This window comes from Azospirillum fermentarium, assembly GCF_025961205.1.
GTDB classification, from domain to species: Bacteria; Pseudomonadota; Alphaproteobacteria; order Azospirillales; family Azospirillaceae; genus Azospirillum; species Azospirillum fermentarium.
Map to the genome: position 1 here is coordinate 264,668 of NZ_JAOQNH010000002.1, position 12,357 is coordinate 277,024.

Annotated in this window: 10 protein-coding genes; all 10 read left to right on the forward strand. The window is 67.7% G+C overall.

What is annotated here, in order from left to right; translation table 11 throughout:
- Window positions 1–35: 35 nt before the first annotated feature.
- The 10 genes from M2352_RS16155 (at window position 36) to M2352_RS16200 (ending at window position 12,346) form a co-directional block, all read left to right on the forward strand.
- A complete protein-coding gene (locus tag M2352_RS16155) occupies window positions 36–656 on the forward strand; it encodes a chemotaxis protein CheC (protein ID WP_264665596.1) in 621 nt (206 codons plus the stop codon).
- On the forward strand, window positions 653–2,599 hold the full coding sequence (locus M2352_RS16160) for a PAS domain-containing protein (RefSeq protein ID WP_264665597.1): 1,947 nt from the start codon (window positions 653–655) through the stop codon (window positions 2,597–2,599). The genes M2352_RS16155 and M2352_RS16160 overlap by 4 nt, the downstream gene beginning before the upstream one ends.
- A gap of 58 nt (window positions 2,600–2,657) precedes the next feature.
- Window positions 2,658–3,386, forward strand: a complete 729-nt coding sequence (locus tag M2352_RS16165; RefSeq protein ID WP_264665598.1) for a DUF6065 family protein — start codon at window positions 2,658–2,660, stop codon at window positions 3,384–3,386.
- 132 nt (window positions 3,387–3,518) lie between these two features.
- A complete protein-coding gene (locus M2352_RS16170) occupies window positions 3,519–4,529 on the forward strand; it encodes a hydroxymethylglutaryl-CoA lyase (protein ID WP_264665599.1) in 1,011 nt (336 codons plus the stop codon).
- Window positions 4,529–5,782 (forward strand): CaiB/BaiF CoA transferase family protein, encoded by a 1,254-nt coding sequence (locus M2352_RS16175; RefSeq protein ID WP_264665600.1) that lies wholly within the window; start codon window positions 4,529–4,531, stop codon window positions 5,780–5,782. Before M2352_RS16170 ends, M2352_RS16175 begins: the two co-directional genes overlap by 1 nt.
- Window positions 5,779–6,801 (forward strand): TAXI family TRAP transporter solute-binding subunit, encoded by a 1,023-nt coding sequence (locus M2352_RS16180; RefSeq protein ID WP_264665601.1) that lies wholly within the window; start codon window positions 5,779–5,781, stop codon window positions 6,799–6,801. The genes M2352_RS16175 and M2352_RS16180 overlap by 4 nt, the downstream gene beginning before the upstream one ends.
- Before the next feature lie 35 nt (window positions 6,802–6,836).
- Window positions 6,837–8,735, forward strand: a complete 1,899-nt coding sequence (locus tag M2352_RS16185) for a TRAP transporter permease (RefSeq protein ID WP_264665602.1) — start codon at window positions 6,837–6,839, stop codon at window positions 8,733–8,735.
- 147 nt (window positions 8,736–8,882) lie between these two features.
- The gene (locus tag M2352_RS16190) at window positions 8,883–9,812 is read left to right on the forward strand and encodes an SMP-30/gluconolactonase/LRE family protein (protein ID WP_264665603.1); all 930 of its coding nucleotides are present in this window, start codon (window positions 8,883–8,885) and stop codon (window positions 9,810–9,812) included.
- A 452-nt stretch (window positions 9,813–10,264) separates the two neighbouring features.
- Complete coding sequence (locus M2352_RS16195) at window positions 10,265–11,464, forward strand: homocitrate synthase (protein WP_264665604.1); 1,200 nt, start codon at window positions 10,265–10,267, stop codon at window positions 11,462–11,464.
- A 51-nt stretch (window positions 11,465–11,515) separates the two neighbouring features.
- Window positions 11,516–12,346, forward strand: coding sequence for an AAA family ATPase (locus M2352_RS16200; protein WP_264665605.1), 831 nt, complete (start codon window positions 11,516–11,518; stop codon window positions 12,344–12,346).
- Window positions 12,347–12,357 lie beyond the last annotated feature (11 nt).

Genomic DNA, 12,357 nt, shown 5'->3' on the forward strand with positions numbered 1-12,357 from the left:
CCCGGCATTCACGGGCGAAAGGGCCGGCCTTGACCATGCGCATATTGTCCCCGGAGCTGAAGGACGCGCTGACCGAAGTCTTCAACATCGGCGTGGGCGAGGCCGCGGCGTCCCTCAGCGTCATGGTGGGTGAGGAAATCCTGCTCAGCGTGCCGGAGGTGGAACTGCGCACCCGCGCCGGCCTGATCGCCGAACTGTCCGCCGATATTCCGGGCCGCACCACCGCCATTTCCGAAAGCTTCTCCGGCCCCTTGAGCGGGGAGGCGATGCTCCTGTTCCCAGAACGCCGTGGGCTGGAGCTGGTCCGCGCCCTGCTGCGCGAGGATACCCCGCTGGAGGAGATCACGCCTCTGGAGCGGGACGCGCTGGTGGAGGTGGGCAACGTGCTGCTCAACGCCTGTCTGGGCGCGCTGGGCAACCTCTTGCAGGTCAGCATGGAAATCCGTGTGCCCGAGCTGGTGGTGGACACGGTGGAAGCCATCCTGGAAGGGCCGGCGGCCCAGACCATGACCGAGATCCTGTTCCTGCGCGTGCGCATGACGCTGGCGTCCAGCAGCATCAGCGGCCACGTGGCCATCGCCATGGACGTGCAGTCCTCCCGCCATCTGGAGGATCTGCTGAACACGCTGATCCGTTCGGTGTCGCAGGCGCCGTGACCGGGCTGCCGTCGTTCCCCTCCGCCGGCCTGCTGCTGGGTGTTCTGGACGGCACCCACCATGGGATCGTCGTGGTCGATGCCCAGGGCCGCGTGGTGCTGTGGAACCGTGCGGCCCACCGGCTGCTCCGCCCGGTTCGCGATCCGGTCCCCGGCACCGCCTTCACCGCGGCCCTGGGCCGCCCGCTGCACCCGCGGGTGGAGCAGGCGGTGGCGGCGGCGCTGGCCGGACGGTCCACCCTCTTGTCGGCCAAGCTCAATCCCGACTGCTTCGGTCTCGGTCCCCGCCGCGACGGGGCGGTGCCGCTCTACGCGGTTACCACCGCTCCGGTGACGGGGGGGGCGGTGACGGGGGAGGAGGGGGAGCGGTGCTGCCTGCTCCAGATCATCGACGAGACCGAAGCCGCGGCCCGCGAACGCCAACTGGTCGAGCACGCCGAGCGGCTGCGTGCGGGAGAGGCGCGGTTCCGTGCCCTGGCCGATACCGTGCCGGGCGTGCTCTATCAGTGGTTCGAGCGCACCGACGGCACCCGCGGCTTCACCTATGTCAGCCCCCGCGCGCAGGAGATCCTGGGCGTCGATCCCGAAGCGCTGAAGAACGACTGGACCCTGTTCCGCATCCATCCCGACGATGTGCCGGCATGGCAGGCGTCCATCGACCTGTCCCTGGCCACCGGCTGCGACTGGCGGTTCGAAGGGCGGATGCTGCGCCCCACGGGGGAAATGCGGTGGTGGCGCGGCCTGTCGCGCCCCATGCGGGTGTCGGCGGAGGAGATCCGCTACAATGGCATCATCCTCGACACCACCGACGAGCGCCGTGCCCAGGACGCCGTACGCGCCAGCGAGGAGCGGCTGCGGCTGGCGCTGGACGCCATCCAGGACGGGCTGTGGGACTGGCACATCCCCAGCGGCCATATCCTGCTGAGCGACCGGTGGGAGACCATGCTGGGCTACGCACCCGGCACCGTCGAACCTCATCTGCGAAGCTGGGAGCGGCTGCTGCATCCCGACGATGCCGCCGCCGCGGTGGCGGGGCTGGACGAGCATCTGGCCGGGCGGACACCCCTCTACACGGCGGAATTCCGCCTGCGCCGTGCCGATGGCGGGTGGGCATGGGTGCTGTCCCGCGGGCGGCTGGTGGAAAGCGGCCCCGGCGGCCAGCCCCTGCGCATGGTCGGAACCCACACCGACATCGGCGCCCGCAAGGAAGCCGACATGGTGCTGGCTCAGCGCACCTTGGCGCTGCAGCGGTCCAACGACGAGCTGGAAGCCTTCGCCTATGTGGCGTCCCACGACCTGCGGCAGCCCTTGCGGGTGATCGCCAGCTACCTGACGCTGCTGGAACGTTCCTTCCCCCATCCGCTGGAGGGGGACGCGCGGGAATGCCTGGATTTCTGCCAGGACGCCGCACGGCGCATGGACCGGATGATCGTGGATCTGCTGGATTATTCCCGCGCCGGGCGGGGCGGGCGGCCCAGCCGCCCCACCGATCTGGCCCGCGCGGTGGAGGCGGCGGTCGCCAACCTGCAGGTGGCCATCGGCGAGACCGGGGCGGTGGTGCGGGTGGCCGGTGCCCTGCCGGTCCTGTCCTGCGACGATTCGGAGATGATCCGCCTGTTCCAGAACCTGATCGGCAACGCGCTGAAATACCGCCGGCCCGGACAGGCGCCGATCATTATCGTCTCCGCCACTCCGGCGGACGGGGCGTGGACGGTGGACGTGGCCGACAACGGCATCGGGATCGACCCCGAGCACGCCGAGCGCATCTTCGGCATCTTCCAGCGGCTGCACCGGCGCACCGAATACGATGGCACCGGCATCGGTCTTGCCGTGTGCAAGAAAATCGTGGAACGTCATGGCGGGCGGATCTGGGTGGAACCGGCGCCGGGGGGCGGCAGCGTGTTCCGCTTCACCCTGGCGGCAGGGGGGCCGCCCGCGCCGTAACCCGCCGCTCTGAGGTGTCCTGTCCCAGCCGCGGCCCGTTCCAGGAAGCCGACGTCCGATGAAGCTGATCGCCTATCCCTTGTCCGGGGTCGAACCCGATATCCGTCCGGCCCGCCCGACCCGCGACTGGCTGGATGCGCTGCCGCAGCAGTTCGGTTACCGCTGCCTGCCGCTGAACATCGCCAGCCAGCATGGGTGGGAGGTGTGCGCCCCCACCCGCGTCACCGCCGAATGGGACAGCGGTACAGGCACCGAGGCCATCCGCGTCACCCCCGACGAACCCCACCCGCTGAACCCGGCCAGCCATTTCGGCCACGGTATCCTGACCTTCCACATCGGGGCGCTGCTGCGCACGCCGCCGGGGATCAACCTGCTGGTCACCGCGCCGTTCAACCATCCCAAGGACGGGATCTGCGGCCTGAGCGGCATCATCGAAACCGACTGGTCCCCTTACCCCTTCACCATGAACTGGAAGTTCACCATCGCCGGCATCGAGGCGACGTGGGAAAAGGGCGAGCCCTTCGCCGCCATCATTCCCATTCCCCGCGGGCTGATGGAATCCATGGAGCCGGAATTCCAGCCGCTGGACACCGACCCCGATCTTGCCGAACGCTACCGGACATGGGCAGTATCGCGAAGTCAATTCAACCATGACCTGCATGTTCCCGACAGTGAAGCGGCGAAGGAGCGCTGGCAGAAGGGCTATTACCGCGGCGTCAATCCCGATGGCTCCGACGGGCATCCTGAGCATCAGACGAAATCCCGCGGCAAGCCATTTATCCGATAAGTGGCAATTGCCGCGATTACCGCGTTTCGGTTGTTTTCCTTCGCGTTGACATACAACCGGGGCTGTGCCATCGTCCGTTAATGCGATTGCAAATTATCGAATAAGTGCAATTGCGAAGAAGGGCTTGGCAGAATGACCCCTGAGGAAACGTCCGGTATCGGCACCACGTCAACCGCCGGTCCGGCGGCGGTGCTGCCGGTAACGGCGGCGGTTGATGTGGACGTGTGCGAGGTGGGCCCCCGCGATGGGCTGCAAAGCCTGTCCGGCTTCGTGCCCACCGCGGCCAAGTTGGATTGGATCGTGCGGGAAGCCGCCGCCGGCGTGCGCGAGATCGAGGTGTGCTCCTTCGTTCCGCCCAAGGTGGTGCCGCAGTTCGTGGACGCCGCCGACGTGGTGGCGGGGGCGCTGGACATCCCCGGCCTGACGGTGACGGCCCTGGTGCCCAACGCCAAGGGGGCGGAACGGGCGGTGGCCGCCGGGGTGCACCGGCTGAGCTTTACCCTGTCGGTCAGCCGCAGCCACAGTCTGGCCAACGTGCGGCGCACGCCCGACGAGCAACTGGCCGAATTCGCCCGGATCACCGCCTTCCTCGCCACCGTTCCCGCCGAACATCGCCCGCTGGTGTCGGGGGGGCTGTCCACCGTGTTCGGCTGCGCCACCGAAGGCCCGGTGGACGAGGCGGAGGTGGTGCGGCTGGCCGTGGGGCTGGCGGAGGCCGGGGCCGACGACATCAGCCTGGCCGACACCACCGGCCACGCCAACCCGGCGCAGGTGCGCCGCGTGGTGACGGCGGTGTCGCGGGCGGTGGGGGACCGGCTGACGGCCCTGCATCTGCACGACACCCGCGGCCTTGGCCTTGCCAACGTGCTGGCGGGGCTGGACGCGGGCATCCGCTCGTTCGATGCGTCGCTGGGCGGGCTTGGGGGCTGCCCCTTCGCCCCCGGCGCCCATGGCAACATCACCACCGAGGATCTGGTCTTCATGCTGGAATCCATGGGGCTGCGCACCGGCATCGACCTCGGCCGGCTGCTGGACGCCCGCCGCGCGCTGGAGGCGGCCCTGCCGGGGGCTCCCTTCGCCGGTCATCTGCACAAGGCGGGCCTGCCCAAGGGGTTCCGTCCGGCATCCGGGGGGCGTTCGTGATGGCGTCGGCACATCCGGCGGACGCGGCCGTTCCGGTTCCCCGTCCGCTGGCGGGCGTGCGGGTGGTCGAACTGGACCATATGGTGATGGGCCCGGCCTGCGGCATGATCCTGGCCGATCTGGGCGCCGACGTGGTGAAGGTCGAGCCGCTGCCGGCGGGGGACAAGACCCGCACCCTGACCGGCTCGGGCGCCGGCTTCTTCGTCACCTACAACCGCAACAAGCGGTCGGTGGCCGTGGACCTGACCAAACCGGACGGGCAGGCGCTGGTGCGGCGGCTGGTGGAAACCGCCGACGTGCTGGTGGAAAACCTGCGCCCCGGTGCGCTGGAGCGCATGGGGCTGGGCTATGCCGCCCTGTCGGCGCTCAATCCCCGGCTGATCTTCTGTTCGCTGAAGGGCTTCCTGCCCGGCCCCTACGAGCACCGCACCGCGCTGGACGAGGTGGTGCAGATGATGGGGGGGCTGGCCTATATGACCGGGCCGCCGGGCCGGCCCTTGCGCGCCGGGGCGTCGGTCAACGACGTGATGGGCGGCTTGTTCGCCGCGGTGGCGGTGCTGGCGGCGCTGCGCGAGCGGGACATGGACGGGCGCGGGCGGCAGGTGCGCGCCGGCCTGTTCGAAAACAACGTGTTCCTGATGGGGCAGCACATGGCCCAGGCGGCGCTGACCGGACGGCCCGTGGCGCCGATGCCGGCGCGTCAGGCGGCGTGGGCCATCTATGACGTGTTCACCACCGGGGATGGCGAACAGCTTTTCCTGGGCGTGGTGTCCGACGGCCAGTGGCGCGCCTTCTGCACGCGTTTCAAGCTGGAGTCCCTGCGCGACGACCCCGAGCTTGCCACCAACCCCCAGCGTGTGGCCGCCCGCCCGCGGATTCTGCCGGCGGTGGCGCGGGTGTTCCTGGATCATTCCGCCCGCGGCCTGGTCCCGGTGTTCGAAGAGCTGGGGTTGCCCTATGCCCCCATCGTGAAGCCCGAGGATCTGTTCGACGACCCCCACCTGCGCCAGTCGGGCGGGCTGATGCCGGTGACCCCGCCGAACGGCGGGCCGGCCATTCCGCTGCCGGCGCTGCCGGTGGAGATCGACGGCGCCCGCCCCGGCCTCTACCGCGACGTTCCCCGTTTCGGCGAGCACACCCGCGACCTTCTGGCCGAACTGGGGCTGGACGATGATGCCATCGCCCGGCTGCTCCAGGACGGCATCATCGCTGCCCCATCCCCCAGCCTGCCTCAGGGAGATACCGTGCCGTGACCGCTGTCTTTGCAAAAGCCGTCCTGCTGCTGGCCACCCTGGCCGCCGGCCTCAACGCCGTGCTGCCCACCCGTGCCGCCGCCGCCGACTCCTCGGAACTGGTGATGGCCACCGTCTCCCTGACCAGCGAGGATTTTCAGCTTGCCATGGCGTGGTCCACGGTGCTGTCGGAAACCCACACGCCGCTGCGCATCACGCCGGTGGCCACCGGCACCGTCAAGGGCCTGCGCAATCTGGTGCAGAAGCGTGCCGACATGACCTTGATCGGCGCGCCCCACTATCTGGACGCGGTGAAGCGCGAGGGCAGCTTCAAGGACGATCCCCCGGCGCTGGTGGAGGCGTACAAGACCCTGCGCGTGCTGTTCGCCATCGATACCGGCATGGGGCAGTATGTGGTGCGGGCCGACGGCCCGGTCCGCAGCTTCGCCGACATCAAGGGGCGGAAGGTCGGCATCGGGCGTCCCGGCGGCAACGCCGGGCGGGTGTCCATCGCGCTCTTCAAGGTCCATGGGCTCGACGCCGACAAGGGCGACGTGCGGCCCGAGTACCTGGACTACGGCACTGCCCTCGACCAGCTCTCCAACGGGCAGCTCGACGTGGCGACCGTGTGGGGCGGGGTGCCGCAGCCGGGGCTGGATCAGGCATCGCGCAGCAACACGCTGCGCCTCATCTCGCCGGCGCCCGACAGCCTGCCGGCGTTGCAGGCGGCGCTGACCAACGGTCAGCACTATGTCTACCGCACCATTCCGGCGGAACGCATCCGTGCGGCGTACGAGGGGCGGGTGGTGACCGACGGGCCGGTGCGCATGTGGACCTTCCCCTTCATGGTCATGGTGCGCGCCGACATGCCGGACGAGCAGGCATATGCCCTGTGCGCCCGTTTCTGGGATCATGTGGATGAGGTCCGCGGCAGTTCCGCGGCGCTGGCGCTGATCGACGTCGCCAACGCCGCCCAGGGGCTGTCGGCGGAACTCCACCCCGGCAGCAGCCGCTGCCTGGCCGAACGCAAAGCTTTATAATTCCGCCCATTGCCTGAGAAGCCGGAGAGCCGTCCATGTCCATCGTCTCCGCCGATACGCCGGTGCTGGAAACCCCCATCGGAGCCGGGCGCCGCACCGCCGGTCTGGCCCTGTGCGGTCTGCTCGCCGCCTTCGTCGTCTGGACGACGCTGACCGGGCGGCTGGCAAGCTGGGTGCAGCTCGAAACGGTGTTGATGTTGGCATTGGGGGCGGTGTTCCTGCTGAAGCCCGGACCGCTGGCATCGCGTTCTCCCGCGCTGGACCTGCTGCTCTCGCTGGTGCTGGTGGCGGGCGGGGTGTTCGCCGGCTCCTACATGATCCTGAACAACCAGGAGATCGCCGCCTTCCGCGAAGGGCTGCCCAACGATTGGGATCTGGCGTCCTATGTCGTCGGCACGCTGGTGGTGCTGGAAGGCGCGCGGCGGGTGGAGGGATGGACGCTGCTGGCCGTGGTGCTGGCGGGCATCGCCTATCTGCTGTTCGGCAACCTGCTTCCCGGCTGGGCCGGGCACCGCGGCATGTCGGCGGCGGAGATGTTCGAACTGGCCTACAGCCCCAACGGCATCTTCGGCGTGGCGCTGGGGTCGGTGGTGGAGATCGTCTACATCTACGTCATCTTCGGCGTGGTGCTGCGGCTGTCGGGGGCGTCGGACTTCTTCGACTGGATTTCCGGGGTGTTGTCCATGGGGCGGCGGTCGGGATCGGCGCAGTGCGCCATCATCGCCTCGGCGCTGTTCGGGTCGATCAACGGGTCGGCCCCGGCCAATGTGGTGGCCAACGGCGCCATCACCATTTCCATGATGCACAAGGCGGGCTTCACCAAATCCTATGCCGGGGCGGTGGAGGCGTCGTCGTCGGTGGTGGGGCAGATCATGCCGCCGGTGATGGGGGTGGGTGCCTTCATCATGGCCGACATCACCGGCGTTCCCTATGCCAACATCATGCTGGCGGCCATCGTGCCGTCGTTCCTGTTCATCATGTCGTTGTCCTGCGTCACGGCGCTGGAGGCGGCCAAGCTGGGCATCCAGCCGCCCGAGGGGCTGGACGGCACCTGGACCCGCGAGCGGGTGCTGCAGGCGGGCATCCTGATCGCCGCCTTCGGCGTGTTGCTGACCATGCTGTTCGCCGGATATTCGGTGGACCTGTGCGGGCTGGGGGCCATGGTCTCGCTGCTGGTGCTGTCGTCGCTGTTCCGGTCCACCCGGCCCACGTGGCGCAAGCTGCGGGACATGCTGGTGGAAGGCGGGCTGGAGGGGCTGAGCGTCGCCGTCGCCTGTGCCGCCATCGGCATCATCATCGGTGCGGTGTCGGCCACCGGCCTGGGCATCAAGATCAGCCAGGGCATCACGGCGCTGGGCGCCACCCATCTGTTCCCGGCCCTGCTGGCGGCTGCGGCCTGTGCGCTGCTGCTGGGCATGGGGCTGCCGACGGCGGCCTCATATCTGCTGGTGGTGTTCACCGCCGGACCGGCGCTGACCCATCTGGGGCTGCCGGTGCTGACGGCGCACATGTTCATCTTCTACTTCGCGGTGATGTCGGCCATCACGCCGCCGGTGGCGTTGGCCGTGTTTGCCGCCGCGGCCATAGCCCAGGAACCGGTGGGCAAGATCGCGTGGCATTCGCTGCGCCTGTGTCTGGTCGCCTTCCTGTTCCCCTTCCTGTGGATCTACCAGCCCGAACTGATGCTGCAGGATCTGTCGGTCATGACGCTGCCGCAGACGGTGGCGGCCATCCTGGCGCTGATCCTGGCCGTGATCATGCTGTCGGCGGTGCTGGTGGGGTATTTCCGCGGACGGCTGCCGCGGCTGGAACGGTCGGTGCTGGCCGTGTCGGCGGCGCTGATCTACATCCCGGAACCTCTGACCACGGCGGTGGGGTTCACCGTCGGCGGGGCGCTGCTGGCGCGGCGCCTGATCTTCCTCCCGCCAAGCTGAGCGGGGCATGCCGGGCCCGGGCAGGGGCCTGCCCGGCGTCACCGGCAGATGTCATGGTTTTGCAGGCTTTCCGGTTCCGCCCACCGTTGGGGCGGAAGCCGGAAGGGGCTGCCGAGTTTCCACCCGAACCAGACCGGAGAGAATCCGATGAGCCTGTACCCACCCCCCCCGCTCGTGGATGCGGAGGTTTTCGCACGCCTGCCCGACCATTTCCGCCGCGCCGGGCGCCGCAGCAACTGGGCCGATGTGAACAAGCGGGGGGAGACGCTCCACTCCTTCCTGGAGGGGCCGGCCTTCGATTCCGCCGGCAATCTGTGGCTGGTCGATATTCCGTGGGGCCGCATCTTCCGTCTGTCGCCCGAGCGGGAATTCACCTTGATGGCGGAATACGACGGGGAACCGAACGGCCTGGCCTTCCATCCCGACGGGCGGCTGTTCATCGCCGACTATAAGAACGGCATCATGGCGATGGACACCGCAACCGGCCGAATCGAGCCGGTCCTGGAACGCACCCATGGCGAACGTTTCAAGGGTGTCAATGACCTTGTGTTTTCCGCCGATGGTGACCTCTATTTTACAGACCAGGGACAGACGGGGCTGCACGATCCCACAGGACGGCTGTTCCGCCTGTCCGGCGACGGGCGGCTCACCTGCCTGTTCGACACGCTGCCCAGCCCTAATGGGCTGGTGCCAAATCTTGGCGAAACAGCCATTTACGTGGCTGTAACCCGCGCGAATGCCATCTGGCGCGTGCCGCTGGCGGCCGACGGCACCACGTCGAAGGTGGGGCTGTTCATCCAGATTTCCGGTGGTTTGTCGGGGCCGGACGGGCTGGCCATGGATGCCGAGGGCGGGCTGTGGGTCGCCCATGCGGGGAACGGATGTGTCTGGGGCTTCGACCGATTGGGTGTGCCAAAATGTCGCATCATGTCACCGCAGGGGTTGTTTACGACCAACATCGCTTTCGGTGGGGCTGACGGGAAGACTCTCTTCATTACCGAATCCGAGAGTGGGACGATCTTGACTGCAACCCTGCCGGTGGCTGGTAAGCCATTGTTTGGCAGTGCAAAAATCTGACTGAAAAACACCAGGCGCCTGCGATGGCGCCTGGTTAATTTTCGTTTGTGTGCACTGCATGATATTTATTGTCTTAAATTTTAGAAAAAATTAACAGTCAATTTTTGATCAGCATCTGTATGCAACCGCGGATTATCACACAAGAGTATGATTAATTTTCTGTTGAATTCGCTACATATGTGACATAAACAATTTTCATCACGACGACGGGAAAACATAACAACCCGCGGTGTGACAAAGCAGACAAAATAACAGGAGTAACCGAACGCAGCGCCTACCCTTTTACAAGGGTTGGGATAAGCTTTCGCTTTCTCTTTATTGCGTTTTGAAACAAACGGGAAAACCGCTTTCCCGTAATGAATAACCATGTTCGGTGTTCCCTTAACCGGCGCAAGAATGCGCCCCGGAACGCTGAACATTTGCCCGAAACTCTGTGTCCGGAGGCACATCCGATGTCGTTAGCAAACTGCGTTATTGTCGATAGCACCTTGCGCGAAGGTGAACAGTTCGAACACAGCCATTTCTCTCTTGCCGACAAGATCGAGATCGCCTGTGCGCTGGACGCCTTTGGTGTCGATATGATCGAGATCACCTCTCCCGCCGTGGGCAGCGCGGCGCGTGAGGCGTGCGAGGTGCTGACCTCCCTGGGCCTGAAGGCCACCATCGCCGCCCACATCCGCTGCCACATGGACGACGCCCGGCTGGCGCTGGATTGCGGCGTGCGGGCGCTGAACCTGTTCATGGCCGCTTCGCCGATCCTGCGCAGCATGAGCCATGGCCGCGGCGTCGATGAGATCGTCCGCCAGGCGACCGAGGTCGCGCGCTACATCCGCTCCCGCGCGCCGGACGCCATCATCCGTTTCTCGTGCGAGGATGCGTTCCGCAGCCCGCTGGCCGATCTGCTCAGCATCTATGAACCGCTGTCGCGCACCGGCCTGTTCCAGCGCTTCGGCATTGCCGATACCGTGGGCGGTGCCAGCCCGCTGCAGGTGATGGAAACCGTCCGCACCGTGCGCGAAACCCTGGGCCCCGACATCGACATCGAATTCCACGGCCACAACGACACCGGCTGCGCCACCGCCAACGCCTGGATGGCGGTTCTGGGTGGCGCCACCCACATCGACACCTGCGTCCTGGGCCTGGGCGAGCGCAACGGCATCACCCGTCTGGAAGAGCTGACCGCCGCCATCTACTCCCAGGATGCCGAGGCGGCCAAGGCCCGCTTCGATCTGCCCATGCTGATGCAGCTCAGCGAAATGGTCGCCCAGCGCGTGGGCGTGGAAATCCCGTTCTGCCGCAGCATCATCGGGTCCAGCGCCTTCACCCACAAGGCGGGGGTGCACAGCAAGGCGATCATCGCCAACCCGAAATCCTACGAAATCCTCGATCCCGCCGATTTCGGCCGCGAGCGCAACGTCATGATCGCGCACGCGCTGGTGGGGTGGAACGCGGTGCGTGCGCGTGCCGACCAGCTCGGCTACAGCCTGAGCCAGGACACGCTGAAGGCGGTCACCGCCACGCTGAAGGAAATGGGCGCCCAGCGCCGGCTGTCCAACAGCGACGTGGACGCGCTGATCACCGCTGCGGCCAACGGCTCGATGCCGGCCGCTGTCGGCGCCAACGATGCTGCGGCCCTGCGCGCCGCCGCCTGACCGCTTCCGCCGCCGTTTCCCCATTCCGTTCGTGTGAAGTGATCCCGTACCATGAGCATCACCTCCTCCGCGTCCCGTTTTCATGACATCGCGCCGGGCATCGGTGCGGGCGGCCCGCTGCCCGCCGGCTGGCGCTCCCTGGCCGAACTGGACCCCATCGTCCTGGTGGGCGTGACCGGTGCCGGCAAGTCCACCGCCCTGTCGGCGCTCGACGCCCGCGGCATAGCCTATACCCTGCTGCCCGACCGCCGCGTGGTCACCGATCAGGTCATCATCCCCCGCTACGCCGATGGTGACGTGCGCGACCGCGTGCAGCGTTTCGCCATCACCCAGCGTTTCACCCGCGATGTGCCGGGCGGCATGGCCGCGGTGCTGGCCGGGCTGTCCGCCGCCCCGGCGCTGCAGCAGCGCCCGCTGGTGTTCGACGGCCTGCGCGGGGAAGCCGAGGTGCGCCACGCCGCCGCCGTGCTGCCGCGTGCCCGTTTCCTGGTGCTGACCGCGCCCGACATGGTGCGGCTGATGCGGCTGCTGGGCCGCGGCGATGCCTTTGACCGGGTGGCGCTGGCCGGCGGCAACGGCGGTTCGGACGATGGCTTCTCCCTGCCCGACGCCGACGGCATCCTGACGCCTGCGGAGCAGGCCCGTCTGTACGCCGAGGTCAACGCCGGCCGCCTGAACGCCGACGACGTGCGCGGCAAGTTCACCATCATTGCCGCCGAGCGCCGCAACTACGACCCCGACCGTGCCGTGGATGCCCTGATGGAACTGGCGCCGGAACGGACGCTGGTGATCGACACCACCCGAAGCGGCCCGGCGGAGGTGGGGGAGGCCCTGGCCCGCCTCCTGCCCGAGGCGCCGCACGCCGCCGCTGTTGCCGCGTAACGGTCAGTCGT